At 68.3% G+C, this 25,787-nt stretch carries 23 protein-coding genes; 15 read left to right on the forward strand and 8 right to left on the reverse strand.

What is annotated here, in order from left to right; genetic code table 11:
* Nucleotides 1-107 precede the first annotated feature (107 nt).
* The 4 genes from AC1DGW_RS07925 to AC1DGW_RS07940 all read right to left on the reverse strand — a co-directional run bounded on the left by AC1DGW_RS07925 (nucleotide 108) and on the right by AC1DGW_RS07940 (nucleotide 4,385).
* A complete protein-coding gene (locus AC1DGW_RS07925) occupies nucleotides 108-533 on the reverse strand; it encodes a GNAT family N-acetyltransferase (protein ID WP_478021309.1) in 426 nt (141 codons plus the stop codon).
* Between the two features lie 70 nt (nucleotides 534-603).
* A complete protein-coding gene (locus AC1DGW_RS07930; RefSeq protein WP_478021313.1) occupies nucleotides 604-1,368 on the reverse strand; it encodes a TSCPD domain-containing protein in 765 nt (254 codons plus the stop codon).
* A gap of 77 nt (nucleotides 1,369-1,445) precedes the next feature.
* Nucleotides 1,446-2,090 (reverse strand): hypothetical protein, encoded by a 645-nt coding sequence (locus AC1DGW_RS07935; RefSeq protein WP_478021316.1) that lies wholly within the window; start codon nucleotides 2,088-2,090, stop codon nucleotides 1,446-1,448.
* A 141-nt stretch (nucleotides 2,091-2,231) separates the two neighbouring features.
* On the reverse strand, nucleotides 2,232-4,385 hold the full coding sequence (locus AC1DGW_RS07940; protein ID WP_478021318.1) for an adenosylcobalamin-dependent ribonucleoside-diphosphate reductase: 2,154 nt from the start codon (nucleotides 4,383-4,385) through the stop codon (nucleotides 2,232-2,234).
* A 464-nt stretch (nucleotides 4,386-4,849) separates the two neighbouring features.
* On the opposite strand from AC1DGW_RS07940, the gene AC1DGW_RS07945 reads away from it, so the two are divergent.
* The 10 genes from AC1DGW_RS07945 to AC1DGW_RS07990 all read left to right on the forward strand — a co-directional run bounded on the left by AC1DGW_RS07945 (nucleotide 4,850) and on the right by AC1DGW_RS07990 (nucleotide 13,245).
* Nucleotides 4,850-6,274, forward strand: coding sequence for a Do family serine endopeptidase (locus tag AC1DGW_RS07945; protein ID WP_478021320.1), 1,425 nt, complete (start codon nucleotides 4,850-4,852; stop codon nucleotides 6,272-6,274).
* 241 nt (nucleotides 6,275-6,515) lie between these two features.
* On the forward strand, nucleotides 6,516-6,875 hold the full coding sequence (locus AC1DGW_RS07950; RefSeq protein ID WP_055766593.1) for a hypothetical protein: 360 nt from the start codon (nucleotides 6,516-6,518) through the stop codon (nucleotides 6,873-6,875).
* 7 nt (nucleotides 6,876-6,882) lie between these two features.
* Nucleotides 6,883-7,380, forward strand: coding sequence for a phage holin family protein (locus AC1DGW_RS07955; RefSeq protein ID WP_478021322.1), 498 nt, complete (start codon nucleotides 6,883-6,885; stop codon nucleotides 7,378-7,380).
* Entirely contained in the window at nucleotides 7,377-7,793 is a 417-nt protein-coding gene (locus AC1DGW_RS07960) for a protein sip-5 (RefSeq protein ID WP_478021324.1), read from the forward strand. The genes AC1DGW_RS07955 and AC1DGW_RS07960 overlap by 4 nt, the downstream gene beginning before the upstream one ends.
* A 45-nt stretch (nucleotides 7,794-7,838) precedes the next feature.
* Nucleotides 7,839-8,936, forward strand: a complete 1,098-nt coding sequence (locus AC1DGW_RS07965) for an AI-2E family transporter (RefSeq protein WP_478021326.1) — start codon at nucleotides 7,839-7,841, stop codon at nucleotides 8,934-8,936.
* A 38-nt stretch (nucleotides 8,937-8,974) separates the two neighbouring features.
* Entirely contained in the window at nucleotides 8,975-9,670 is a 696-nt protein-coding gene (locus AC1DGW_RS07970) for an HAD family hydrolase (RefSeq protein WP_478021328.1), read from the forward strand.
* A 4-nt stretch (nucleotides 9,671-9,674) separates the two neighbouring features.
* On the forward strand, nucleotides 9,675-10,334 hold the full coding sequence (locus AC1DGW_RS07975; protein ID WP_478021330.1) for a DUF1294 domain-containing protein: 660 nt from the start codon (nucleotides 9,675-9,677) through the stop codon (nucleotides 10,332-10,334).
* A 55-nt stretch (nucleotides 10,335-10,389) separates the two neighbouring features.
* A complete protein-coding gene (locus tag AC1DGW_RS07980) occupies nucleotides 10,390-11,769 on the forward strand; it encodes a leucyl aminopeptidase family protein (RefSeq protein WP_478021332.1) in 1,380 nt (459 codons plus the stop codon).
* 6 nt (nucleotides 11,770-11,775) lie between these two features.
* Nucleotides 11,776-12,111 (forward strand): TfoX/Sxy family protein, encoded by a 336-nt coding sequence (locus AC1DGW_RS07985; protein ID WP_478021334.1) that lies wholly within the window; start codon nucleotides 11,776-11,778, stop codon nucleotides 12,109-12,111.
* 102 nt (nucleotides 12,112-12,213) lie between these two features.
* The gene (locus AC1DGW_RS07990) at nucleotides 12,214-13,245 is read left to right on the forward strand and encodes a hypothetical protein (RefSeq protein ID WP_478021337.1); all 1,032 of its coding nucleotides are present in this window, start codon (nucleotides 12,214-12,216) and stop codon (nucleotides 13,243-13,245) included.
* 74 nt (nucleotides 13,246-13,319) lie between these two features.
* Here AC1DGW_RS07990 and AC1DGW_RS07995 read toward each other — a convergent pair whose 3' ends face one another.
* The 4 genes from AC1DGW_RS07995 to AC1DGW_RS08010 are packed head-to-tail and all read right to left on the reverse strand — an operon-like array spanning nucleotide 13,320 to nucleotide 16,875.
* Complete coding sequence (locus AC1DGW_RS07995) at nucleotides 13,320-13,922, reverse strand: response regulator (RefSeq protein ID WP_478021340.1); 603 nt, start codon at nucleotides 13,920-13,922, stop codon at nucleotides 13,320-13,322.
* Nucleotides 13,919-15,124 (reverse strand): sensor histidine kinase, encoded by a 1,206-nt coding sequence (locus AC1DGW_RS08000; protein ID WP_478021343.1) that lies wholly within the window; start codon nucleotides 15,122-15,124, stop codon nucleotides 13,919-13,921. The genes AC1DGW_RS07995 and AC1DGW_RS08000 overlap by 4 nt, the downstream gene beginning before the upstream one ends.
* Nucleotides 15,125-15,160: 36 nt before the next feature.
* Nucleotides 15,161-15,949 carry an ABC transporter permease gene (locus tag AC1DGW_RS08005; protein ID WP_478021345.1) on the reverse strand — a complete coding sequence of 263 codons (789 nt, stop codon included), beginning with the start codon at nucleotides 15,947-15,949 and terminating at the stop codon, nucleotides 15,161-15,163.
* On the reverse strand, nucleotides 15,949-16,875 hold the full coding sequence (locus AC1DGW_RS08010) for an ABC transporter ATP-binding protein (RefSeq protein WP_478021347.1): 927 nt from the start codon (nucleotides 16,873-16,875) through the stop codon (nucleotides 15,949-15,951). The genes AC1DGW_RS08005 and AC1DGW_RS08010 overlap by 1 nt, the downstream gene beginning before the upstream one ends.
* Before the next feature lie 205 nt (nucleotides 16,876-17,080).
* On the opposite strand from AC1DGW_RS08010, the gene AC1DGW_RS08015 reads away from it, so the two are divergent.
* The 5 genes from AC1DGW_RS08015 (at nucleotide 17,081) to AC1DGW_RS08035 (ending at nucleotide 25,736) form a co-directional block, all read left to right on the forward strand.
* Nucleotides 17,081-18,331 carry an efflux RND transporter periplasmic adaptor subunit gene (locus AC1DGW_RS08015; RefSeq protein WP_478021349.1) on the forward strand — a complete coding sequence of 417 codons (1,251 nt, stop codon included), beginning with the start codon at nucleotides 17,081-17,083 and terminating at the stop codon, nucleotides 18,329-18,331.
* 1,048 nt (nucleotides 18,332-19,379) lie between these two features.
* A complete protein-coding gene (locus AC1DGW_RS08020) occupies nucleotides 19,380-20,066 on the forward strand; it encodes an ABC transporter ATP-binding protein (protein WP_478021351.1) in 687 nt (228 codons plus the stop codon).
* A gap of 82 nt (nucleotides 20,067-20,148) precedes the next feature.
* Nucleotides 20,149-21,309 (forward strand): ABC transporter permease, encoded by a 1,161-nt coding sequence (locus AC1DGW_RS08025; protein WP_478021353.1) that lies wholly within the window; start codon nucleotides 20,149-20,151, stop codon nucleotides 21,307-21,309.
* Nucleotides 21,310-21,320: 11 nt separating this feature from the next.
* Complete coding sequence (locus AC1DGW_RS08030) at nucleotides 21,321-22,628, forward strand: ABC transporter permease (RefSeq protein ID WP_478021355.1); 1,308 nt, start codon at nucleotides 21,321-21,323, stop codon at nucleotides 22,626-22,628.
* 252 nt (nucleotides 22,629-22,880) lie between these two features.
* On the forward strand, nucleotides 22,881-25,736 hold the full coding sequence (locus AC1DGW_RS08035; RefSeq protein ID WP_478021357.1) for a TonB-dependent receptor: 2,856 nt from the start codon (nucleotides 22,881-22,883) through the stop codon (nucleotides 25,734-25,736).
* The last annotated feature ends 51 nt before the right edge of the window (nucleotides 25,737-25,787 follow it).

Here is a 25,787-nt window from a genome sequence, read left to right on the forward strand (position 1 = left end):
GGCGTTGGCGGGCAGCTTGAACACCGTCTACCGCTTTCCGCCCTGACCGGGAGAAGGCCGCGATGGAACCGATCCGCCCCGCAGACCGCGTCAGCGGGGCAACCGGCTCACGCCAGATCCATCGAGAAATACTTGGCCTCGAAGGTCATGGCCTCGCGCTCGTAAAAGCGATGCGCGTCGGCACGCTTCACCCCGGAAACCAGACGCAGCTGGCGACATCCCTGCCGCCTGGCATGCTCGGCGACCCAATGCAGCAACGCACGGCCGTAGCCCTTGGACCGGTGCCCTTCGGCGGTGACCAGGTCCTCGATCTCCAGATAACGCCCCGTGTGCAGCCATTCACCGATACGGATGCCCGCCAACCCGCGCAGGACACCCTCGTCTTCGAGGCAGACCAGCCTGTAGCCCTGCTCTACCGCCATGCGCGGCAGGGCGGAGAGGAAGTCCTCGCGCGAAAGGCGTGGACGCAGCGTCGCCATGAGCGGGTAGCAACGCGCGATCGCGGCCGCATCTTCAACGAAAGCGATCTCCATCCATCCTCCGGAATGCCCGTGGGCTGCGGCTCCGGCCGCACCCACGCATCACAGGCGGGCAGTCAACCCCTCACCCGCACTTGCTGTACCCGCAATTCAGACAGGTCGCACAGCCATCCATCACCACAAGTGCCTTGGTGCTGCACTTGTGGCACATGGTGGCGCTGGGCGGGAAGCTGGTGCCTTCGCCGGTGACTTCGATATCTTCCTCGCGCCTGGCGGGAGCAGCGGCTACGGCGTCAGTGTTTTTTTTTGAGCGCTCCTCGAACTGCCTGCGCTTCTCGGCGATCAGCGCGCGCTGGTGGGCGCTCATTTCCGGGTCGTGCAGCAGGCCGATCGACTTCATGTGATCTTCGACGATGGAGCCCAGTTCGGCGACCAGCGACGGCATGTACACGCCGCCAGCCTTGAAGTAACCGCCCTTGGGATCGAACACGGCCTTCATCTCGTCGACGATGAAGGTGACGTCGCCGCCCTTGCGGAACACGGCGGACATGATGCGGGTCAGCGCCACGATCCACTGGAAATGTTCCATCGACTTGGAGTTGATGAAGATCTCGAACGGGCGGCGCAGCTCGTGCTCGGTGCCGGCATTGAGCACGATGTCGTTGATGGTCACGTAGAAGGCGTGCTCCACCAGCGGCGACTTGATCTTGTAGGTGCTGCCGATCAGCACGTCGGGGCGCTCGATGCGCTCGTGCATGTGCACGATGTTGCTGTCCTGGGCATCGTCCTGCGCCTGTGCGACCGGAGCCTTGGCCGTCGCTTCCCGGGCCTTGTCGTCCGGAGTGAGGACGGAATAACCCTTGATTTTCTTGTCGATCTTGACGGCCATGGTGCGGGTCCTGGTTATGCGTTGTGGTGCGGGTTGCGGGCGTCCCCGTCCGCTGCGGACGGGGACGCGGGTGCGGCCTACCTGCTGCGGACGGCCTTCTTCGCCGCCTTCTTCACGGTGGCGGCCTTCTTCGCCACCGTCTTCTTCGCCGAAGCGGCCTTGCCGGCCATCTTCTTCTCGACCTTCTTCACCGCCTTCTTCGCGGCGGCGGTCTTGCCGGCGACTTTCTTCTCGACTTTGCCGACGGCCTTCTTCACCGCAGCGGCCTTCTTGCCGACGGCCTTGGCCACCTTCTTCTCGGCGGCCTTCACCGTCTTTTTCGCCGATGCGGCCTTCTTCACCGCCTTCTTCTCGGCAGCGGCGACGGCCTTCTTGGCGGTGGCACGCTTGCCCGCCCCCTTCTTCTTCAGGTCGGCGGCCTCGGCCTTGGCGCTGGCCTTGGCGGCTTCCAGCTTCTGGCGCACGCTCGAGACGGTCTTTTTTACTTCCTTCTTCGCGGCGGCCGCTTTCTTGGCGACGGCCTTCTCGGCTTTCTTGACGGCTTTCTTCACCTTGGCGACCTGCTTTTTTGCGCCGGCCCCGACCTTGCGCGCGCGGGTCTTGACCGCGGCCACGGCATCGCCGGCGGTGGCGGCCACCGCGTCGCCCAGGTGGGCTGCGGTTTCCTTCACGTTCTCGGCAACCTGGGAAACGGTCGCCGTCACACCATTGCCATTGCTCATAAAGCCCTCCTTAAGGGCATCGGGTCCGTAACGTCGGGATGTTGAATCGAAGCCGATGAAGCGTGGAACATGCGCGGGAACCGGGTGGCGGAACCACCGTCGCCGTTCCGCCCAACGGCGGAACGGCCTGCGAAGGCGACCTCAGAACTTGCCGTAGTAGCCTTCCTTGAGGGCATCGAACAGGTTGGCGGCGGTGTGCATCTCGCCGTCGTACTCGATCTGCTCGTTGCCCTTGACCTCCACCACCTGGCCGTCTTCCAGCTCGAAGCGGTAGGTGGTGTTCTCCAGGTCCGCTTCCTTGACCAGCACGCCCTGGAAGGCGGCGGGATTGAAGCGGAACGTGGTGCAGCCCTTCAGGCCCTGCTGGTGGGCGTAGCGGTAGATGTCCTTGAACTGCTCGTACGGATAGTCGGTCGGTACGTTGGCGGTCTTGGAAATCGAGCTGTCCACCCACTTCTGCGCGGCGGCCTGCACGTCCACGTGCTCCTTGGGCGAGATGTCGTCGGCGGCGATGAAGTAATCCGGCAGCCGTGCCTCGGCGTCCTCGGCGAACGGCATGGCCCTGGTGTTGACCAGTTCGCGGTAGGCCAGCAGTTCGAAGGAGAACACGTCCACCTTCTCCTTGGTCTTCTTGCCTTCGCGGATCACGTTGCGGCTGTAGTGGTGCGCGAACGACGGCTCGATGCCGTTGGAAGCATTGTTGGCCAGCGACAGGCTGATGGTGCCGGTCGGCGCGATGGAGCTGTGGTGGGTGAAGCGCGCGCCGGTCTCGGCCAGTTCGTCCACCAGTTCCGGGGCGACCGAGGCGATGCGCTGCATGTAGCGGCTGTAGCGCGCGTGCAGCACCTTGCCCTGGATCTTCTGTCCGGCTTTCCAGCCGTCCTTGCGCATTTCCGGGCGCTGGCGGAGCATCGCGGCGGTGACGTCGAAGGCCTCCTCCATGATCGGCGCCGGGCCCTTCTCGCGGGCCAGCTCCAGGCCGGTTTCCCAGCCGGCCACGGCCATGTCGCGGGCGATGGCCTCGGTGAATCCGCACGACTCCGGCGAGCCGTACTTCATGCGCAGCATGGTCATGGTGCTGCCCAGGCCGAGGAAGCCCATGCCGTGGCGGCGCTTGCGCATGATCTCGTTGCGCTGCTGCTCCAGCGGCAGGCCGTTGACCTCGACCACGTTGTCGAGCATGCGGGTGAACACGCGCACCACTTCCTTGTACTCGTCCCAGTCGAACGAGGCCTTGTCGGTGAACGGGTCGCGCACGAACTTGGTCAGGTTGACCGAGCCCAGCAGGCAGGCGCCGTACGGCGGCAGCGGCTGCTCGCCGCAGGGGTTGGTGGCGCGGATGCTCTCGCACCACCAGTTGTTGTTCATCTCGTTGACGCGGTCGATCAGGATGAAGCCCGGCTCGGCGTAGTCGTACGTCGAGACCATGATCATGTCCCACAGGTGGCGGGCGCGGATGTGCCCGTACACCTTGCAGGCCACCAGGCCGTCGTCGCGCACGATGTAGTTCTCGTGGGTCGGCCACTCGCGCCAGACCACTTCCTCGCCGCTGGCCGGGTCGAGCTCGGCCTGTTCATTGATGTTGATCGGGAACACCAGAGGCCAGTCGGCGTCCTGGTCCACCGCTTCCATGAAGCCGTCGGTGATCAGCAGCGACAGATTGAACTGGCGCAGGCGCCCGTCCTCGCGCTTGGCGCGGATGAAGTCCTTCACGTCCGGGTGCGACACGTCGAAGGTGCCCATCTGCGCGCCACGGCGGCCACCGGCCGAGGACACGGTGAAGCACATCTTGTCGTAGATATCCATGAAGGACATCGGGCCGGAGGTGTAGGCGCCGGCGCCGGCGACGAACGCGCCGCGCGGACGCAGCGTGCTGAACTCGTAGCCGATGCCGCAGCCGGCCTTCAGGGTCAGGCCCGCTTCGTGGACCTTCTCCAGGATGCCGTCCATCGAGTCGGTGATGGTGCCCGACACGGTGCAGTTGATCGTGCTGGTGGCCGGCTTGTGTTCCTGCGCGCCGGCGTTGGACGTGATGCGGCCGGCCGGAATCGCGCCGCGGCGCAGCGCCCAGACGAAACGCTCGTACCAGTAGGCGCGCTTGTCGTCGCTGCCCTCGGCGTCGGCCAGGGCACGGGCCACGCGCTGGTAGGTGCCGTCGATGTCGGCATCCAGCGCCTCGCCGGCCTTGGTCTTGAGGCGGTACTTCTTGTCCCAGATGTCCTGCGAGGCGGGCTGCAGGGGGATAAGGTCCGATCGGGTTGGGTTGCTGACCACTTCCAGACGCACCGTGCTCATGATGGTGGGAACTCTCCTTGTGCACCTTGCGGTGCGATTTACCGTTTCCCCGGTCGGGCCGGGCTGCAACGACGACGATGCCGGCGCGTGGTCACGCGCCTGCGGGCGGGCGGGGATTGGTCCGGCGGGGGCCGGCTGTCTGCATCGCTTCCGTCGTCATTGCACGCCTTCCTGTGGGGTGCCTGCACCCCGGGCCTCAACCCTACTTCTTGGGGACGCATTTCACATCAACCCAACATCTAGTGGCTGATGGCGACGCCAAGCTTACCCACCATAGGGGTGATGTCAAACGAAAAATATGCGCCGGGGATCTTGCAATCGGCGCAGGGCTTGGCGCCCTTGCGATTGCGGCGCTGCGGAACATTTCATTGTCGATTTAGGTGGCTGCCGCCACACTCCCGTTCAGCCACTCCCGCCCCACCCGGACGCCCCGTGCGGCGTCCCAGCATGGAACCCCGGCCCTTATGCGACCGCTCCCGACCCTGCTCACCCTCGCGCTTGCCGCCGCCTTCGGCGGCTTCACCGCCAGCGCCATCAATGCCCACCTGGACAACCGCGCCGAGGCATCCACCGGCGCCCTGCTGCCCGCCACCGCGGCGCTGCCGGCCTCGGTCGCCGGCCAGCCGGTGCCGTCGCTGGCACCGATGCTGGAACGGGTGATGCCGGCAGTAGTCAGTGTCAACACCAAGCAGGTGGTGCGGGTGCGCAACCCGTTCTTCGACGATCCGTTCTTCCGCCGCCTGTTCCCGCAGGTACCGCAGGAGCGCATCAACGAGTCGCTGGGCTCGGGCGTGATCATCGACGCGGCCAAGGGCTACGTGCTGACCAACCACCACGTGATCGAGAATGCCGACGACGTGCAGGTGACGCTGGCCGACGGGCGCACGGTCAAGGCCGAGTTCCTCGGCTCGGACCGCGACACCGACATCGCGCTGATCCGCATCCCGGCCGACAAACTCACCGCGCTGCCGCTGGGCGACAGCGACCAGCTGCGCACCGGCGATTTCGTGGTGGCCATCGGCAACCCGTTCGGCTTCAGCCAGACCGTGACCTCGGGCATCGTCTCGGCGGTGGGCCGCAGCGGCATCCGCGGGCTGGGCTACCAGAACTTCATCCAGACCGACGCCTCGATCAACCCGGGCAACTCCGGCGGCGCCCTGGTCAACCTGGCCGGGCAGCTGGTCGGCATCAATACCGCCAGCTTCAACCCGCAGGGCAGCATGGCCGGCAACATCGGCCTGGGCCTGGCCATTCCCTCCAACCTCGCCCGCGACGTGGTCGAGCAGCTGATCACCAAGGGCGTGGTGGTGCGCGGCACGCTGGGCGTGGAGACGCAGAACCTGAGCGCGCAGATCGCACAGGGCCTGGGCCTGGCCGAAGCGCGCGGCGCGCTGGTCACCCGCGTGCTGTCCGGCTCGGCCGCGGCCGCGGCGGGGCTGCGCGCCGGCGACGTGGTCACCGCGATCAATGGCCAGCGCGTGGACAATGCGCAGGCGCTGCACAATTTCGAGGGCCTGCAGCCGGTGGGCCGCGTCGTCGACCTGGACGTGCGCCGCGACGGCAAGCCGCTGCAGCTCAAGGCCACGCTCAAGGAACAACCGCGCGCGGTGACCGGCGACACGCTGGACCCGCGCCTGTCCGGCGCCACCTTCGTCGACCTGCCCGAATCGGCGCGCCAGGCGGGCCTCAACGGCGTGCTGGTCAGCGAGGTGGCGCGCGGCAGCCGCGCCGCGCAGTCGGGCCTGTCCGGCGGCGACATCGTGCTGGCGGCGAGCAGCGGCGAGTTCGTCGATCTCGCCAGCTGGCGCGCGAGTTTCAGCCCGCGTCCGCAGCAGTTGGTGCTGCGCATCGTGCGCGGCGACACGCAGGGCCAGCTGGTGATGCGATGATCGACCGGCGCTCGGCAGAACCTGTTCGCGCTCCGTCGAGAGCGAAGGCCTGTGGCCCGTGGTGGAGCGGAGCATGCGCAACGCATGTGAATACGCGAGCATTGCGAGCACCGCACGCGGACCGCAGGGCGCGCGCAACAGGAGCGCGGACAGGTTCTAACGTTTCTTACACCCCATCGCTGGTATTGCTTTCCCCCTGCGCCGCCACGGTGGCGCTCCCGCCGAACGAGGAGACGAAGTGATGAGCCCCACCAACACCGACAGCATGAAGGAACACCTGGGCGATGCCGGATCGCACCTGAAATCCGCGGCGCGCGCCGCCGGCTCGGCGGTCAAGGACGCGGCCAGCACGGCCGGCGACGAACTGCGCCTGGGCAAGGCCAACGTGAAGGCGGAGCTGTCCGACAGCGCGCTGTCCGGCCTGGCCGCCGCCGAACTCTCCGGCGCCGCGGCGAAGGAGCAGATGGACGCACTGATGGACAAGGGCAAGGACCTGATCGACAGCGCCGCCGACCTGATCCGCGAGCGCCCGCTGGCCTCGTTCGGCGTGGCCTTCGCCGCCGGCTGGATCATCGCCAAGCTCGCCCGCAGCAACGACTGACCCGGGCGTGAGCGACAACGCGCCACCACCCGGCGCCACCGGCAACGGCATGGGCGAGGAAGGCAACGCGGCGCCCGGGCTGGAAGAAAGCATCCGCCAGGTCGGCAGCGCCGGCCGGCAGACGCTGGATTCGGCGACGCACACGCTGCGCTCGCTGCGGCGCCTGGCCTCGGCCGATTTCGCCCTGGCCCGCAGCGCCTTCGGGCGCGCGCTGGCCTGGAGCGGCGTGGCCATCGTGTTCGGCGCCTCGGCGTGGCTGCTGCTGGCGGCCACGCTGATCGCCTTCCTGCACTACGTCGGGCTGTCGTGGTTCGTATCCCTGCTGATCACCTCGGTGGCGAGCCTGGCGGTCACCGGCTATGCGGTCTGGCGGGTGACGTATTTCTTCCACCACACCGGCATGCACGCCACGCGCCGGCAGTTGTCGCGGCTGGGCCTGTTCGACGAACCGGCCGAGGACGATCCCGACGCCGACGTGAATGTCCCGGGGGACGGCACGCCATGAATTTCGATGCCCTGCAGCGCCGCGTGCGCCGCGCCGAAGCCGTCGTGCAGGTGCGCATGGACGAGACCGTGCAGCATTGGGACGCGCTGGAGACGACCTGGCGCCGCAGCTGGACGCCGGGCCGCATCGTCATCGCCGGCCTGGCCGGCGGTTTCGTGGCAGGCAAGCTGGAGCCGGGCGGCGCCTTCAGCGGCGCGCGCTGGCTGCAGATGATCAGCTCGGTATCGGGCCTGGTGGCCTCGGCGCAGGCGTCGATCGCCTCCCTGCATGAAGCGGGACTGGCGGCCGCGGCGGGCATGGCGGCCGGCGGAACCGCCACGGACGACGGCGCGGGCGTATCCGCGCAGCCGGAAGCCACGGCCGGCCCACCTCCGCAGGCGGCCGCAGCCGCCACCAAGCTGTCAGAATCCTGATCCGCGCGGCCGCCGGCCGCGCCCTTCCCGCTCCGGAGTGCCGCGATGCCCGCACTGCCGTCCGATCCCTGCCCGCCCGCCACCGAACCCGCCCCGCCGACACCGCGCCCGCGCGCGTCCTCGGCCGTGCTCGTACTGGCCACGCTGGCGGTCGGCTACACGCTGTGGGCCGCGCAGGACGTGATCCTGCCGGTGCTGCTGGCGATGTTCTTCGCCCTGGTCGGCAACCCGATCATCCGCCTGCTGCAGAAACTGCGCCTGCCGCGTTTCCTCGCCGCGCTGCTGGTGCTGGCCATGGGCCTGGCCGCGGCCGGCGCGCTGACGCTGCAGCTGGCCGAGCCGGCGACCGACTGGTTCGCGCAGGCGCCGCAGCAGCTGCGCCAAGTCTCACGCAAGGTACAGGACCTGGTGCGGCCGATGCAGCAGGCCAACCAGGCTGCGGAGAGCTTCGCCCGCGCCGCCGGCGGCGAGGACAACCGCAAGGTACAGGTGATCCGTACCCGGCTCGACGATCCGTACAAGGTGCTGGTGCGCACGCCGCGGCTGGCCGCCTCGGCGCTGGCGGTGGTGCTGCTGACGCTGTTCTTCATGATCTACGGCGAGAACCTGCAGCGGCACGTGATCGCGCTGCTGCCCAACCGCCAGCAGAAGCGATTCACCACCGACATCCTGCGTGCGATGGAGCGCGAGATATCGCGCTACGTGCTGACCATCACCATCATCAACACCCTGCTCGGGCTGGCGCTGGCCGGGGTGCTGGCGCTGCTGGGCATCGCCCTGCCCGAGGCGCTGCTGTGGGGCACGGTGGCGATGCTGCTGAACTTCGCGCCGTACGTGGGCCCGCTGCTCGGCATCGCGCTGATGCTGCTGGTCGGGCTGACCCAGTTCCGCGAGCCGCTGGCGGTGGCGGCACCGGCGCTGGTCTACCTGGCGCTGCACACGCTGGAGGGGCAGCTGGTCACGCCGATCGTGCTGGGCCGGCGCATGGCGATCTCGCCCCTGATGCTGGTGCTCGCGCTGATGCTGTCCGGCTGGCTGTGGGGCATCATCGGGCTGCTGCTGGCGGTGCCGCTGCTGGTCTGCGCCAAACTGGTGCTGGCGCGGCTGGACGGCATGCAGGGCTGGGCGCGATTGCTGGAATAGGCAAGGCGCGGCCCGGTCCGCTGCCGTAAAATGGCCCCGTGAACTTTCCTGTCCTAGCCATCACCCTCGACCTGGACGACACACTCTGGCCGTTCGCGCCCATCGGCGCCCGCATCGACCAGGTGCTGCACGACTGGATGCGCGTCCACAGCCCGGCCACGGCGGCGATGTACCCGGTAGAGGCCATGCGCGAACTGCGCGTGCGCACCTTCGACGACAACCCGCACCTGCACTACGACCTGAGCGCGCTGCGCCGCCTCACCCTGGCCGAGGCGCTGGAGAAGAGCGGCGCCGGCATGGACCTGCTGGAACCGGCCTACGAAGCGTTCTACGCCGCGCGCAACCAGGTGGAGTTCTACCCCGACGCGCTGGACGCGCTGCGCCGCATCGCCGCGCGCGTGCCGGTGGCCGCGGTCAGCAACGGCAACGCCGACCTGCAGCGCATCGGCATCGGCGGGCTGTTCGCCTTCCAGCTCGGCTCGCGCGAGTTCGGCGCGGCCAAGCCGGACCCGGGCATCTTCCACGCCGCCTGCGAGCGCCTGGGCGTGGCGCATGCCCATGTGCTGCACGTGGGCGACCACGCCGAGATGGACGTGGCCGGGGCGATGCGCGCCGGCCTGCGCGGCTGCTGGATCAACCGCGAATCCCACGCCTGGACCCACGCCGGCCCGCAGCCGGACCTGCAGTTCGACACCCTCACCGGGCTGGCCGACTGGCTGGACGCGCAGGATTGAGCCGATGCCGCAGCTCGGCCGCATCGAACAGTGGAACGACGGCAAGGGCTACGGCTTCGTGCGCCCGCTCGAATCGCAGGCCGGCGTCGATCATGCGGCGCGCGCCTTCGTGCACATCAAGACCATCGAATATGCCGGTCGCCGCCCGGGTAGCGGCGACCTGGTCCGCTATGAAACCCGACGCGACGACAAGGGCCGCCTGAACGCAGTGAACGTCAGCTTCGTCAATGCCGACGTGATGCGTGCGCAGGCACAGCGCCGCAACGAAACCAAAGTCACCGCACGCCAACGCCATGCCTCCAGCAAATGGCGGGATCTGGTGCATCGCCTGATCCTGGCCGGCGCACTCATCACGCTGGTCGCCGGCACGTGGCTGCACTGGTGGCCGCTTGCGGTAACACTGGCCTTTGCAGGAATGAGCGCCCTGTCGTTCATTGCCTATGCGCTGGACAAGAGCGCCGCCAACCAGAATCTGCAACGCACGCAGGAAAGAACCCTGCACCTGTTCGACCTGCTGTGCGGCTGGCCGGGCGGCCTGCTGGCGCAGCAGGTATTCCGCCACAAGACCCGCAAAACCAGCTTCCAGCTTGGGTTCTGGATCAGCGTGATATTGAATTGTGCCGCCCTCTACTGGCTGCTTCCACGTATCGGAACGGCATCGTGACAACGGGCTGCCGGCCATCGCGAGCCACCGCCCCCCACTACCAGGAATGACCCCCATGTCCGCTTCGCTGTCTCCCGCAGGCTTCACCTCCGACGCCAGCAACGCACTTCCGCTGCACGTGCTGGACAAGGCGAGCTTCGCCGCGTGGCTGGACGCCCAGCCGGCCGTGATCCGCGCCTGGCTCGGCAGCCAGCAGTTCGCCGCCGCGCCGGGCAGCGTCGCCCTGCTGCCTGGCGACGGCGGGCTGGCCGGCGCGGTACTGGGCGTCGGCGACCGCGCCGATGCCTACGCCTACGCGCATGCGCCGTTCGCACTGCCGGCCGGCAGCACCTGGCAGTTGGCCACCCCGCTGGACGCGGCCGACATCGCCAACCTGCAATTGGGCTGGGGCCTGGGCAGCTATCGCTTCGCCCGCTACCGCAAGCCGGCGCGGCAACCGGCGCAACTGGCCGCCACGCCGTCGCCGGAAGTGCTGGACGTGCTCGCCGCCTGCCTGCGCGTACGCGACTGGGTCAACACGCCGACCGAGGACATGGGCCCGCAGCAGTTGGAAGACGCCGCCCGCGAACTCGCAGACGCCCATGGCGGCGCGCTGGAAGTGATCGCCGGCGACGAACTGCTGGAACGCAACTTCCCCACCATCCACGCCGTCGGCCGCGCCTCGCATCGCGCGCCGCGGCTGATCGTGCTGCGCTGGGGCGACGAGGCCGCGCCGCATCTGGCGCTGGTCGGCAAGGGCGTGTGCTTCGACACCGGCGGGCTGGACATCAAGCCGGCCGACGGCATGCGCAACATGAAGAAGGACATGGGCGGCGCCGCGCACGCGCTGGCGCTGGCCGGGCTGGTGATGGCGCGGCAGCTGCCGGTGCGGCTGACGTTGATCGTGCCGGCGGTGGAGAATTCCATCGGCCCCGATGCGTTCCGCCCGGGCGAGGTCATCACCACGCGCAAGGGCATCACCGTGGAGATCGACAACACCGACGCCGAAGGCCGCCTGATCCTGTGCGACGCCCTGGCCTACGCCAGCGAGCAGCAGCCGGACGCCATCGTCGATTTCGCCACGCTCACCGGCGCGGCGCGCATAGCCCTCGGCCCCGACCTGCCGGCGCTGTTCGCCAACGACGACACGCTCGCCCAGCAGTGGCTGGAGGCCGGCGACCGCACCCGCGACCCGGTGTGGCGCATGCCGCTGTGGCGTCCGTACCTGCGTTACCTCCACAGCGGCATCGCCGACCTGGCCAATGCCGGCTCGCGCATGGCCGGCAGCGTCACCGCCGCGCTCTACCTGGAGCGCTTCGTCGAGGAAGGCCAGAAGTGGGCGCACCTGGACGTCTACGCCTGGAACGACGGCGAGCGCCCGGGCCGCCCGGCCGGCGGCGAGGCGCTTGCGCTGCGCTCGGCCTGGGCGATGCTCCAGGCCCGCTACGGCGGCTGAGCCATCATGGCCACCGACCGCGATTTCATCGACTACGTGGCCGAGCAGATCGCGCTCGGCCCGCGGCTCACGCAGCGGAAGATGTTCGGCGAGTACGCGCTCTACGTCGACGACAAGGTGGTGGCCTTCGCCTGCGACAACAGCCTGTTCGTCAAACCCTCCGCGGCGGCCGCCGAACTGGCGCCGCTGCTGCCGCAACGTGCGCCCTACCCCGGTGCGAAGGACTACCCGGTGGCCGACGAACTGCTGGACGACGCCGATGCGCTGCGCCGGCTGATCCTGCGTACCGCCGAACTGATGCCGCCGCCGAAGCCGCCTAAGCCTGGCAGGCGTACGCGGTAGCGCCCTCCGCCTCGGCGCAGCATCGCCATGCTGGGAGCGCCATGTGGCGGCGCTGGACAGCCACGGCGCCGGTCGGTGACGATCCCGCCAAAGGACCGGGGAATGGCAGGGATGCGCGCACTTGGCAAATTCGCACTATTGATCGTCATGACGGCTTCCGGCCTGCTCCTGTTGGTCGGAAGCGTGCCGGTGCTGGCCCATCTCCTGAACGATGTCCCCTTGCCCGAGCGAAGAGCCGTGCTGGCGTGGAGTCTTCCCCTTGCCGGTGCGCTCATCCTGGGTACCGCTCTCTGGCTTTACCGAAGGCTGGACCGACGGCAGCAGCCTGCTGAACAACGGCGGCGGAGCAGCGGCGGGAAATCGCACGACGCAAGCCGCGGCGACCTGTTGTTCGAGGCCCGCAGCGACATCGGCAAGCCACTGTTGCTGATACTCATGGTCGCCGTATTGGGCATCGGCACCTATCTGGCGGCGGCAACGCACCGCTGGGTCATGTTCGCGCTGTTCGCCGCGTTCACCGCATTTCTGCTTCTACTTGCATGGCAGCTGCTGGCCCAGTTCCTGCGTCCCGGTCCAATGCTGCGCATGGATGCACGGTGCATCGACCACGCGATGTACGGCCCCGTCCCATGGAGCGAGGTGGTCGGCATGCACCTGCAGAGCACCTACACGCGCTACGGCCAGTCATATGTACTGATGCTCGGCGTGCGTGATGCAGCTCGTTACCTGCGCAATTTGCCACCGCCCAGCCGCTGGCTGCACAGGCGCGCCCTGCAGAGCAGGGAACGCATCGGCACCCTGCCGGTTCCGCTCGACCTGCTGCGCGAGAACCCCGAACTGATCCATCGATCAGCCCGCATCCTTTGCGAGCGTGCAGGCGGCCCGTTGCTCACCTACTGGCATCCGGGCATGGGCGACAAGGATTTCGACATCGCGCTGCGCATGCGGGCGATCGAAGAGGACATGGACCGGATGGCCGAACGCATGCAGACGGTACCGGACGACGCCGATGCGGCACAGGTCGCCGAGCTCGAAACCGAGGTCCAGGCACACATTGCACGCAACGATGCCAGCGTGCAGGCGCTGCTGGCCGATCTCGATGCCGCCCGGGAGCAGAGGCAGCAGGGGCTGTAGCGGGCTACCCGCTGCCTTGACTGCCCCTGGCCTTCCCGTCGGCGTGGTTTCCGTCATGCTGCCTGCCCTCGGCGCTACAGCCAGCCCTTCTGCCGCGCCAGCCGGTGCGCTTCGATGCGGTTGGCGACGCCGAGCTTGCCGATGCATTCGGACAGGTAGTTGCGCACGGTGCCGTGCGAGAGACCGAGTTGTTCGGCGATCTCGTTGGCCGAGCGGCCTTCGCCGGCCAGGCGCAGCACCTGGCGTTCGCGGTCGTTGAGCGGATCGGCCTCGGACCAGGCTTCCACCGCCAGCTGCGGGTCGATGGCGCGGCCGCCGCGATGCACCTGGCGCAGGGCTTCGGCCAGTTTCTCCGCCGGCGCGTCCTTGAGCAGGTAGCCCTGCACGCCGGCATCCAGCGCGCGGCGCAGGAAGCCGGTGCGTGCGAAGGTGGTGACGATCACCACTTTCGCCGCCAGTCCGTGGCGCTGCACGCGCTGCGCCAGCTCCAGCCCGGTCAGGCCGGGCATCTCGATGTCGGTGACCAGCACGTCGGGCGCGAGCCGCTGCAGCTCGCGCCACGCTGCCTCGCCATCGGCGGCGCTGCCGACCACCTCGATGTCGGCCTCCAGGTTCAGCAGCGCCGACAACGCGCCGCGCACCATCGCCTGGTCTTCGGCCAGCAGGATGCGGATCATGCGCGCGCCTCGATGGCGGCGAGGTCGGGATCGGGATCGGGATCGGGCAAGGCGGCAGGCGCGGCCGCGTTCCCGTCTCCCAGCGGCACCGTCACCGTCAGCGCGGTGCCACCGCCGCGCGGCGAGTCGATGCGCAGGGTGCCGCCCAGCGCCGCCACCCGCTCGCGCATGCCGGCCAGCCCATTGCCGTTGGCGGATACGCCACCGCGGCCATTGTCGGCCACGTCCAGCACCACCGCCCCGCCATCGATGCGCAGCGCGATCGTCGCCTCGCTGGCCTGCGCGTGCCGCGCGATGTTGGTGACCGCCTCGCGCAGCACCATCGCCAGTCCGCATTCGATCCAGCCGGGCATCGGCGGCGGCGGCGCATGCCGAAGGTGCACGCGCGAGGATTCCAGCAGCAGGTGCGCGGAGGCGATTTCCGCGGCCATGTCGGCGGCGCGGAAACCGGTGACGGCGCTGCGCACCTGCGCCAGCGCGTCGCGGGCGATCTGCTCGGCCTCGGCCAGCTCGCGCTGCGAACGCGCCGGGTCGCGCTCGAACAGCTTGCGCGACAGCTCCATCTTCAACGTGATCAGCGACAGCGTATGCCCGAGCAGATCGTGCAGGTCACGGCCGATGCGCTCGCGCTCGGCGGTGGCGGCCAGCCGCCGTACTTCTTCGTGCGACAGCCGCAATGCCGCATCCTTCTCGCTGGCGGCGCGCTCGACGTTGACGATCAGGCCGATGATCACCGTCAACGCCGGTATCCAGGCCAAGACCTGCCATGGATAGCCGATCCACCACGCCAGCGAGACGAAGCCGGCGTTGAGCAGCGCCAGTTCCAGAAGATATCGGCGCACGCCGATACAGCGGTTGGTGCGCAGCATCACGCAGCCGAACACGAAGTAACTCATGCCCGAAGGATAGATGGGCAGCAGCGCCATCGACAGCGCGATCATCGCCAGGGCGAAGATCGGCGCACGGCGCCGCGACGTCACCAGGGTCAGCCCGTAGAACAGGAGGAACAGCGGGTACGACCACAGCGTGATGAGCAGCCAGCGCAGGGTGAAGCCGCCGCCGAACATCGGGGTGAGGAACACCCACACCGTCCACAGCAGGTGCACGGCGTCGATCCACGGCCACTTGCCGAGCTTGAGGTTGTCGGCCACCACCGAATCGGAAGCGGGCTTCAGCCAGGCGGGAAGGTGGCGGTGGTTCACGGGGCGGTTCCTGTCGCGCAGGCGTCGATGATGCCATCAGCCATGCCGGCGCAGGCGGCGCACGGCGATGACGAACACGATACCGGTGAATACCGCCAGCCACAGCAGGTGCGGCCAGGCGCTGCCGGTATCGAAACCGACCGCCGACTGCGCCAGCGCATTGAGGTGGTAGCTCGGCCACAGCGGCGCCTGCGCCGCCACCAGCGGCGGCAGCATCTGCAGCGGGAACCACAGCCCGGACAGGAAGGCCATCGGCAGGTACAGCAGGTTGACCATGGCCGGCGCGCCCTGGCCCTTCACCAGAGTGCCCAGCAGCAGGCCCAGCGCGCAGAACGGGACGGCGCCGGCGATGCAGACCAGGGCCAGATGCAGCATCTGCGCCGCCTGCAGCTGCACGTGCGCCAGCGTCAGGCCCAGCGTCTGCAGCAGGGTGGTGATCAGCGCGGCCATCAGCATCGCCATCGCCATCTTGCCGACCAGGTACGCGGCCGGCGGCATCGGCAGCGCGCGCTTGAGGGTGAGCAGGCCGTTGTCGCGCTCCAGCGCCAGCGACATGCCGAAACCGAACAGGCCCGGCGCCATGACCCCGAAGGTGGAATAGGACGCCAGCAGGAAGCGCGGCGCCTCCGGCGTGCCGCGCCCGGCCAGCACCACGCCGAACATCAGGAAGAACACCGCCGGAAACAGCAGCGTCGGCAGCAGGAACGACGGGCTGCGCACGTAGCGCAGGCATTCGGCACGCGTCTCCTGCAGATAGGCGGCGAGTACGCGGCGGCGCGGCATCGGCGCCTGCGCGGCGGAGAAGGAAGAACGCAGGGTATTCATCAGGCCGCCTCGCGCAGATCGGAAGACGCGACGCCGTCGTCGCGGGTCAGGTCGCAGAACGCTTCGTCGAGTCCGGCGGCCTGCACTTCCAGGCCGGACAGTGCCGGATCGGTGTCGAGCAGGCGCCGCACCACTGCTTCGGCCTGGTCGCTGGCTATATCCAGCCGCATGCCGTCGCGCTGTACCTGGCGTACGCCGGGCCAGGCGGCCACGGCATCGGCGTCCAGCGTGGAGACGCAGCGGACGCGGCGCGTTTCCACCCGCGCGCGCAGTGCATCCACGCTGCCATCGCTGACGATGCGCCCGCGCATCAGCACGCACACCCGGTCGGCCAGGTGCCCGGCCTCCTCCAGGTAATGCGTGGTCAGCACCACCGCCACGCCTTCGCCGGCCAGTGCGCGCACGGTGGCCCACAGCCGCTGCCGCGCCGGCAGGTCGAGGCCGACGGTGGGTTCGTCCAGGAACAGCAGGCGCGGCCGTCCGCACAGGGCGAGGGCGAACTGCACGCGCCGCTGCTGGCCGCCGGACAGCTTGCCGTAGGGCCTGTCGAGCAGTTCCTCGACCCCGGCCAGCGCCGCGCTTTCGGCCAGCGGGCGCGGCGCCGGGTAATAGCTCGCGGTCAGCCGCAGCAGTTCACCGACCTTCAAGGTCGGCGGCAGCGCCGCGTCCTGCAGCATCACGCCGATGCCGCGCCGTGCCGCCACCTGCTGCGGATCGTGCCCGAACAGGCGCACCTGGCCGGCATCGGCGCGCAGCAGGCCCAGCAGCAGGCCGATGGTGGTGGTCTTGCCGGCGCCATTCGGGCCGAGCAACGCCAGCACCTGGCCGGCATGAAGATCCAGATCCACGCCGGCCAGCGCCTGCAGCGCGCCGTAGCGCTTGTGCACGCCGCGCAGGCATGCCAGTACTTCGCCGTTCGCGTCCATCTCGTCGCCTCCTGTCGGGAATGGCGCCAAGGTAGCGATGCGCGCCGTCGCCCTGCAGTGCGGGCGGTCAGGCCAAGCGGGTGACACCCGTCACCTGCGCCATGGACAGGCCCTGCCTAGAATCGGTCTCCGTCGCCGGCAAGCCCGCCGGACCGGTTTGGGTTACTTTCCGTCACATCTTTCCGCTTTCTCCGTCCTGGTGCCGATGAACACCTCCGCAGACCTGCTCAAGGAACTCCGCATCGACCGTTCGGCGCCGCCGCCGTCCGGCCCGTCCTCGCCACGCCGCTGGCTGTGGTGGGTACTGGGCCTGCTGCTGGCGCTGGTGCTGGCGATCGCGGCCGGCATCTTCTTCAGCCGCGGCAAGCCGGTGGTGGTGGAGACCGCGCCGGTGGTCGCCATCGGCCAGGACAGCGCCAGCGCATCAGTGCTCGACGCCAGCGGCTACGTGGTGGCGCGGCGCATGGCTACCGTCTCGGCCAAGATCACCGGCAAGGTACGCGAAGTGATGATCGAGGAAGGCATGCGCGTGGAGGAAGGCCAGGTCATGGCCACGCTCGACCCGATCGACGCCAACGCGCAGCGCGCGCTCAACGCCGCCCAGCTCGATGCCGCGCGCAGCCAGGTCGACGGCCTGCAGGCGCAGCTGCGCCAGGCCGAGGCCGACGCGCAGCGCCTGCAGCAGCTGGTGGGCCGGCAGCTGGTGTCGCGCTCTCAGTACGACCAGTCCGTCGCCCAGCGCGACAACCTGCGCGCACAGCTGGCCTCCGCCCGCCACAACGCCAGGGTCGCGCAGGACGCATTGGCCATCGCCGACCTGGGCGTGGACAACAACGTGGTGCGCGCGCCGTTCGCCGGCGTGGTCACCGCCAAGGCCGCGCAGCCGGGCGAGATCGTCTCGCCGCTGTCGGCCGGCGGCGGCTTCACCCGCACCGGCATCGGCACCATCGTGGACATGGAATCGCTGGAGATCGAGGTCGAGGTCGGCGAGGCCTACATCGGCCGCGTACAGCCGAAGATGCCGGTGGAAGCGGTGCTCAATGCCTACCCGGACTGGAAGATCCCCGCCGAGGTGATCGCGATCATCCCCACCGCCGACCGCGGCAAGGCCACGGTGAAGGTGCGCGTGGCGCTGAAGGTGAAGGACCCGCGCATCGTGCCGGAGATGGGCGTGCGGGTGAGCTTCCTGGAAAAGCCGGCCGAGGCCGGGCAGAAGAAACCCGAAGGCGTGCGCGTGCCGGCGGCGGCGATCGTGCAGCGCGGACAGGACGCGGTGGCGTTCGTGGTCGGTGGCGACGACACGGTGCAGGCGCAGGCGCTGAAGACCGGCATGGAGATGGGCAAGGACCGGCAGGTGCTGTCGGGCCTGTCGGCGGGTCAGACGGTGGTGGTGAACCCGCCGCCGGCGTTGAAGGAGGGCGACAAGGTGGTACTGGCCAGCGACGCGGGGCAGTGAGCCGCATCCGTTCGGCCGTGTGACGGTTGGCGCCCTACGGCTCACCACAAAAAACGTTCTTCCCTTCTTCTTCGGGATGAAGATGCCCCAAAGGGGCGATGAGGGTTACAGACGAAGCACCTGCCATGTTCAGTCACGGGGCTTCGCCCGACCTTCACTCCGCCCCGGTCCACGCCAGCTGTGTGGGCGCTCCAAGGCACGCGCACCAGTGGCGTGCAAGCCGTGCCTTCTCGCTCCGGAGGGAGATGAGCTTCGGAAGCCAGATCGCCGCACCAACCCGATTTTGCTGTTGCTGTTGCTGTTGCTGTTGCTGTTTCCCTTGCTCTTGCTCTTGATCCTCCGGCCCCCCTTCCGCAGCGACGGAGCCGGCGGGGAAAACCCGAAGGGCGACGTGCATGGATGCACGTCGTTTTTCGACGAGACATGGATGTCTCGTCGAAAAATCCCGCCAGCGGAGTGGACCCGACGCGCGTAGCGCGTTGGGCGCGGAGGCAGGGCGTGCTTTCTTTGGGCCACGTTTCTTTGCACGAGCAAAGAAAGGCGGCTCGCTCCTGCGAAGCAGGAGTGAAAGCTTTGCTTTCAAGCTCCTGCCTTGGCTCCACCCCGTTGCTTTGCTGCTGTCTTGGCTGTTGCCGTTTGTGTTTGAGAGGCCGAAACAACAGCAAAAGCAGGATCAAGAGCCTTCGCTCCCCTGCGGGGCGCGAGTTACTTCTCTTTTCTCGTGCAAAGAGAAGTAACCAAGAGAAACACGGGCCGGGCCGCGATCCGTCGGGCTGCGCCCGCCGGTCCCCTGCGCTCCTCGCGGGCCAGGGGGACGGCGCACAACTCGCTTCGCTCAGACACGTGCGCCTCTTCGCCCCCTGCCCCGCTGCGGTGCTCGGCTCGCTCTACGGCCGGGGGAAATCAAAAGCAGGAAGCAAAAGCAACAACCGCAACCGCAACCGCAACCGCAACCGCAGAAGCGTCGCCCCATTCACCGCTCCCGCCCACGCGGGGGAAAAAGCAGAACGGCGCGGCAGCGCCCGCCACCCACCGCAGAGGACCACCCATGACCGCCCTCGTCACCCTCCGCAACATCACCAAGACCTACCAGCGCGGCCCCGAGAAGGTGCAGGTGCTGCACGGCATCGACCTGGACATCGCCCGCGGCGACTTCGTCGCGTTGATGGGCCCGTCCGGCTCGGGCAAGACCACCCTGCTCAACCTGATCGGCGGGTTGGACACGCCCACCGGCGGCGAGATCGCCATCGAAGGCCAGCGCATCGACCAGCTTGGCGCCGGCCAGCTCTCGACCTGGCGCAGCCACCACGTCGGCTTCGTGTTCCAGTTCTACAACCTGATGCCGATGCTGACCGCGCAGAAGAACGTGGAACTGCCACTGCTGCTGACCAGCCTGTCGGCCGGCGAGCGCAAGCGCCGCGCGCAGATCGCGCTGGCCCTGGTCGGCCTGGCCGACCGCCGCGACCACCGTCCCAACGAACTGTCCGGCGGCCAGCAGCAGCGCGTGGCCATCGCCCGCGCCATCGTCTCCGATCCCACCTTCCTGATCTGCGACGAGCCCACCGGCGACCTGGACCGCCACTCGGCCGAGGAAGTGCTGGGGCTGCTGCAGCTGCTCAACCGCGAGCACGGCAAGACCATCATCATGGTCACCCATGATCCGAAGGCGGCCGAGTACGCCACCCATACCGTGCATCTGGACAAGGGCGAGCTGGTCGACGCCCCGGTGCACTGAGGAGCGCGACCATGAAAAAACAACACGATCGGTGTCTTTCGCGGCGAAGCCGCCCGCAGGGTGGCGCACAGGGAGGTGCGCCATGAAATATTTCTCCCTGATATGGGCGCAGCTGTTCCGCAGCCGCACCCGCACCCTGTTCACCCTGCTGTCGGTGGTCACCGCGTTCCTGCTGTTCGGCATGCTCGATTCGGTGCGCGTGGCCTTCAGCAGCGGCGGCAGCAGCGTCGCCGGCGCCAACCGCCTGGTCGTCACCTCGCGGCTGTCGATCACCCAGTCGCTGCCGATCCGCCTGGACCCGCAGATCCGCCAGGTGCAGGGCGTGCGCGACGTGACATCCGCCATGTGGTTCGGCGGCATCTACCAGGACCCGAAGAACTTCTTCCCCAACTTCTCGGTGGCGCCGAATTATTTCGACGTGTACCGCGAATTCGAGGTGCCGAAGGAGCAGCTGGACGCCTTCCACAACACCCGCACCGGCGCCATCGTCGGCGCGACCCTGGCCCAGCAGTTCGGCTGGAAGATCGGCGACACCATCCCGTTGCAGGCCACGATCTTCCCGCGCGGCGGCAGCAACGACTGGCCGTTGCAGCTGGTAGGCATCTTCCACTCGAAGAACGCCGCCACCGCGGCCAACGATGAGCGCCAGCTGATGATGAACTGGAAGTACTTCGACGAATCCAACGACTACATCAAGAACCAGGTGAGCTGGTACACGGTGACGCTGGACAACGCCGACCACGCCTCACGCGTGGCGCAGGCCATCGACGCGATCTCGGCCAACTCCGACCACGAGACCAAGAGCCAGACCGAATCGGCGTTCCAGCAGGCCTTCATCAAGCAGTTCGCCGACATCGGCATGATCGTCACCTCGATCATGGGCGCGGTGTTCTTCACCCTGCTGCTGCTGACCGGCAACACCATGGCGCAGGCGGTGCGCGAGCGCATTCCCGAGCTGGCCACGCTCAAGACGCTGGGCTTCAAGGACGGCACGGTGCTGGCGCTGGTGATGGTCGAATCGGTGCTGCTGGTGGGCCTGGGCGGCGCCATCGGCCTGGGCCTGGCGGCGCTGGCGCTGCCGGCGATGGCGCCCAAGACCATGGGCATGCTGCCGCCGCACGTGCCGCTGCAGACCTGGCTGGTGGGCGCGGGCCTGATCGTGCTGATCGGCCTGATCGTGGGCGTGCTGCCGGCGCTGCGCGCCAAGCGGCTGAAGATCGTCGACGCACTGGCCGGACGATAAGGAGAACAACCATGAAGAAGTTCATTGCAAATTCACTGGTGATCCTCCTGCTCGCCATCGGCCTGGGCGCCTGGATCGTCCTGCCGTGGGTGGGCGTCGCGGCCGTGGCCCTGCTCATCGCCCTGTGGCTGCCGCTCACCCGCAGCGGCCGGCTGGCACTGGCCGCCACCCGCATCGGCATCGCCAGCCTGCCGCAACGCTGGGGCGCCTCGTCGGTGATCGTGGTCGGCATCGCCGGCGTGGTCGGCGTGCTGGTGGCGATGCTGGCGATGGGCGAAGGCTTCCAGGCCACGCTCGACAGCACGGGCGATGACACCACCGCCATCGTGCTGCGCGGCGGCTCGCAGGCCGAGACCAACTCGGTGATCACCCGCGACCAGGTGCCGCTGCTGGGCACGCTGCCGGGCGTGGCGCACGACGCGCAGGGCCGCGCGTTGTTGTCGGCAGAGCTGTCGCAGGTGGTCAACCTGGTGTCCAGGGCCGACGGCACCGACGTCAACGCGCAGTTCCGCGGCGTCGGCGACATGGCCTGGGAGGTGCACGGCAAGGTGAAGCTGGTGAAGGGCCGGCAGTTCAAGCCGGGCCTGCGCGAGATCGTGGTTGGCGAAGGCGCGCAGGGCCAGTTCCGCGACATGGAGGTCGGCAAGACCCTCAGCCTCGGCAACCAGGCCTGGACGGTGGTCGGCGTGTTCGCTTCCGGCGACGCGCACGATTCGGAGCTGTGGACCGACGTGCAGACGCTGGCCACCACCTACCAGCGCAGCGCCTACCAGTCGATCAGCGTGCGCACCGAGGGCAAGCCCGGCTTCGAGCGGTTCAAGGCGGCGGTGGCGGCCGACCCGCGCCTGAAGCTGGATGTCGAGACCACGCGCGACTACTACCGCAAGCAGGGCGGCGGGCTGAACAAGCTGATCAGCGTCCTCGGCACCGTGATCGGCGCGATCATGGCGGTGGGCGCGGTGTTCGGCGCGCTCAACACCATGTACGCGGCGGTGGCCACGCGCGCGCGGGAGATCGCGACCATGCGCGCGATCGGCTTCCGCGGCCTGCCGGTGGTCACCGCGGTGATGCTGGAGACCATGCTGCTGGCGCTGGTCGGCGGCCTGCTCGGCTGCGCGGTGGCCTGGCTGGTGTTCAACGGCTACAGCGTGTCAACCATCGGCAGCAACTTCAGCGCGGTGGTATTCAAGTTCCACGTCTCGCCCGAGCTGCTGTGGAGCGGGTTGAAGTGGGCACTGGGCATCGGCCTGGTCGGCGGCCTGTTCCCGGCGCTGCGCGCGGCGCGGCTGCCGATCACCACTGCCCTGCGCGAAACCTGACGGCAACGGCGGCGGCGGCCCGGAAACGGCGCCGCCGTCCATGCCTGCGAAACGATCGCTCCGGCGGGATGGCGGATTTCTCCCCTTCACGCATCTATCCGTTTGGTCCATGATGCGCGCCCGCCGAAGACCGGCGGGCAGCGCAGCTGCGTGACAGCGGATGCTGCGTCCCTCCCCCAACGGTGATCGCATCTGTTCATGGCGCCCCTCGCAGGCGCTTTTTTCGTAGGCAGTAAAGGAAACACAAAACTGATGTATCTGAAGTCGACCCCGCTCCGCTCCGCGATCGCGCTGGCCCTTGCCACCGCATGCAGCGCCCCCGCCCTCGCTCAGTCCGGCAATGACGGCACCACCACCCTGGACCGCGTCGAGATCACCGGCTCGCGCATCCGCCAGGCCAACCTCGAGACCGCCAAGCCGGTCATCGCGCTGACCCGCGCCGAGATCGAGAAGAAGGGCTACGTCAACGTCGCCGATATCCTGCAGGACGTCACCGCCGCCGGTTCGCCGGCGCTGAGCCGCGCTTCGGCCCTGTCCTCGGCACGCGACTATGGCGGCATGTTCGTCAGCCTGCGCAACCTCGGCCCCGAGCGCAGCCTGGTGCTGGTCGACGGCCGCCGCATGGGCGTGAGCGCCGGCGGCTACTCCGACCTGGGCTCGATCCCGTCGGCGATCGTCGAACGCGTGGAAGTACTGACCGATGGCGCCTCGGCGCTGTACGGCTCGGACGCCATCGCCGGCGTGGTCAACATCATCACCCGCAAGAACTTCGACGGCGGCCAGGCCAACGCCTATGTCGGCCAGTACAGCGAAGGCGATGGCCAGAAGCGTTCCTACAGCGCCACCTACGGCAAGACGTTCGAGCGCGGCTGGATCACCGTCGGCGCCGAGAAGGTGAAGGAAGACCCGGTGCTGGGCGGCGCGCGCGAATTCACCGCCTATCCGAACGGCCCCTACCACCCCACCGATGGCCTCAATGGCACCACCCAGTGGGGCTCGGTCACCGTCGATGGCAAGGTGATCAGCGTCGGCCCCGGTGGCGATCCATCCAAGGTGGAAGACTTCAAGCCGCTGGACCGCTCGGTCTACGCCAACACCAAGACCAACATGACCCTGCTGTCGGGCCTGGAGCGCCGCTCGGCCTTCGCCAACGGCGGCTTCGAAATCACCGACACGCTGCGCATCGTCGGCGACGTGCTGTACAGCGAGCGCGAATCGCTCAAGCAGCTGGCCGGCTACCCGTACTCGGTGTCCTCGGCGCAGGCGGCCAGCGGCACGCGCGCGATGCTGTCCAAGGACAGCGCGTTCAACCACTGGGGCAAGGACGTGCTGTTCTCGCACCGCACCGAGGAGTTCCCGCGCGCGACCAACAACAGCCTGACCACCAAGCGCGCCAGCCTCGGCCTGGAAGGCAGCTTCGAAACCGGTTCGCACTTCTGGGACTGGAACGTGGGCTACATGTTCAACCGCAATGAAGGCGAGCGCCGCACGCTGCAGAGCATGTACCAGCCCAACGTCAACAAGGCGGTGGGCGCTTCGTTCATCGACGACAACGGCGTGGCCCGCTGCGGCACCCGCGACAACGTGATCGAAGGCTGCGTGCCGTGGAACCCGCTGGCGCCGATGGGCAGCAACAGTCCCGGCTCGCTCAGCGGCGACCCGGCCGTGCGCGACTACCTGTTCCGGAGCTTCGTCGACGACGTCCAGAGCACCACCAAGGTGATCAGCGCCAACATCTCCGGCTCGCTGTTCAGCCTGCCGGCCGGCGACGTGATGGCCGCGATGGGCGTGGAGCACCGCAGCGAGGAAGCCAGCTACACCCCGGACCTGATGGTGCAGAACGGCGAGATCGCCGGCACCAGCGGCCAGCCGACCCGTGGCGACTACAAACTGGACGAGGTCTACCTGGAACTGCAGGTGCCGCTTCTGGCCGACCTGCCGTTCGTGCGCGAACTGTCGCTGGACGTGGCCGGGCGCTACTCGGACTACAACAACTTCGGCGGCACCACCAACGGCAAGTTCGGCCTGAAGTGGAAGCCGGTCGATACGCTGCTGGTGCGCGCCACCTATGGCACCGGCTTCCGCGCGCCGACCGTGGACGACCTGTACGGCGGCACCGTCACCACGCGCGACCGCATCACCGATCCGTGCGACCGCTCCTTCGGCGCGGCGGCGCGCAACGGCGAAGTGGCCGCGCGCTGCACCGCCGCCGGCATGGGCAACGACTTCCGCCAGAAGACCGGCGACGGCGAGCTCGCCAGCACCTCCGGCGTGCAGGCGGTGACCGACTTCACTTCCGGCTCCAACCCGGACCTGAAGCCGGAAACCGCCAAGACCTGGACCGTGGGCCTGGTCTACAGCCCCGACTTCGTCTCCGGCCTGGACCTGAGCCTGGACTGGTGGAAGATCCGCATCGACAACGTGATCGTCGGCGAGTCGGCCACCGACATCCTCAACCAGTGCTACGTGCAGGGCATCGCTTCGGCGTGCTCGCGCTTCACCCGCTACACCTCCGGCACCAACAAGGGCCAGGTCAGCGGCATGAACCGCTCGCTCAACAACGCCGGCTACCAGGAAACCGCCGGCTACGACGTCGGCGTGCGCTACCGCCTGCCGGAGCTGGCCATCGGCCAGATCTCGCTGCGCTGGAACACCACCTACGTGGACTACCTCTCGCGCAAGAGCGACAACGTGGACACCACCCCGGTGGAACAGTTCACCGGTTGGGAGGGCAACTTCCGGGTGCGCTCCAACCTGACCCTGGACTGGCAGAACGGCAACTTCGGCGCGAGCTGGACCACCCGTTACACCTCCAGCATGAAGGAGAAGTGTTCCTACGACCTGGACGGCGGCCCGGAGTGCAACCAGCCGGACTTCCGCTCGCCGTACACCGATGTGCAGCCGAGCCGGAAGGTGGGCTCCAATACCTTCCACGACCTGCAGGTGCGCTATGCCCTGCCGTGGGACGGCACCGTGTCGCTGGGCGTGAACAACGTGTTCAAGCATGAAGGCCCGATCATGTACAGCCAGCCGAACAGCAGCTTCACCTACTACGGTGGCTTCGACATCGGCCGCTTCATGTACATGAAGTACCAGCAGCGCTTCTGATCGTCCGGTCACCGGCGCGTTCCACCCGGCAAAGGCACCGCGAGGTGCCTT

Source organism: Stenotrophomonas sp. 05N423 (assembly GCF_056397145.1).

Coding starts and splice junctions, on each gene's coding strand:
- AC1DGW_RS07925 (WP_478021309.1), bottom strand. CDS start 533: ATGGAGATCGCTTTCGTTGAAGATGCGGCCGCGATCGCGCGTTGCTAC.
- AC1DGW_RS07930 (WP_478021313.1), bottom strand. CDS start 1,368: ATGGCCGTCAAGATCGACAAGAAAATCAAGGGTTATTCCGTCCTCACT.
- AC1DGW_RS07935 (WP_478021316.1), bottom strand. CDS start 2,090: ATGAGCAATGGCAATGGTGTGACGGCGACCGTTTCCCAGGTTGCCGAG.
- AC1DGW_RS07940 (WP_478021318.1), bottom strand. CDS start 4,385: ATGAGCACGGTGCGTCTGGAAGTGGTCAGCAACCCAACCCGATCGGAC.
- AC1DGW_RS07945 (WP_478021320.1), top strand. CDS start 4,850: ATGCGACCGCTCCCGACCCTGCTCACCCTCGCGCTTGCCGCCGCCTTC.
- AC1DGW_RS07950 (WP_055766593.1), top strand. CDS start 6,516: ATGAGCCCCACCAACACCGACAGCATGAAGGAACACCTGGGCGATGCC.
- AC1DGW_RS07960 (WP_478021324.1), top strand. CDS start 7,377: ATGAATTTCGATGCCCTGCAGCGCCGCGTGCGCCGCGCCGAAGCCGTC.
- AC1DGW_RS07965 (WP_478021326.1), top strand. CDS start 7,839: ATGCCCGCACTGCCGTCCGATCCCTGCCCGCCCGCCACCGAACCCGCC.
- AC1DGW_RS07975 (WP_478021330.1), top strand. CDS start 9,675: ATGCCGCAGCTCGGCCGCATCGAACAGTGGAACGACGGCAAGGGCTAC.
- AC1DGW_RS07980 (WP_478021332.1), top strand. CDS start 10,390: ATGTCCGCTTCGCTGTCTCCCGCAGGCTTCACCTCCGACGCCAGCAAC.
- AC1DGW_RS07985 (WP_478021334.1), top strand. CDS start 11,776: ATGGCCACCGACCGCGATTTCATCGACTACGTGGCCGAGCAGATCGCG.
- AC1DGW_RS07990 (WP_478021337.1), top strand. CDS start 12,214: ATGGCAGGGATGCGCGCACTTGGCAAATTCGCACTATTGATCGTCATG.
- AC1DGW_RS07995 (WP_478021340.1), bottom strand. CDS start 13,922: ATGATCCGCATCCTGCTGGCCGAAGACCAGGCGATGGTGCGCGGCGCG.
- AC1DGW_RS08005 (WP_478021345.1), bottom strand. CDS start 15,949: ATGAATACCCTGCGTTCTTCCTTCTCCGCCGCGCAGGCGCCGATGCCG.
- AC1DGW_RS08010 (WP_478021347.1), bottom strand. CDS start 16,875: ATGGACGCGAACGGCGAAGTACTGGCATGCCTGCGCGGCGTGCACAAG.
- AC1DGW_RS08015 (WP_478021349.1), top strand. CDS start 17,081: ATGAACACCTCCGCAGACCTGCTCAAGGAACTCCGCATCGACCGTTCG.
- AC1DGW_RS08020 (WP_478021351.1), top strand. CDS start 19,380: ATGACCGCCCTCGTCACCCTCCGCAACATCACCAAGACCTACCAGCGC.
- AC1DGW_RS08025 (WP_478021353.1), top strand. CDS start 20,149: ATGAAATATTTCTCCCTGATATGGGCGCAGCTGTTCCGCAGCCGCACC.
- AC1DGW_RS08030 (WP_478021355.1), top strand. CDS start 21,321: ATGAAGAAGTTCATTGCAAATTCACTGGTGATCCTCCTGCTCGCCATC.
- AC1DGW_RS08035 (WP_478021357.1), top strand. CDS start 22,881: ATGTATCTGAAGTCGACCCCGCTCCGCTCCGCGATCGCGCTGGCCCTT.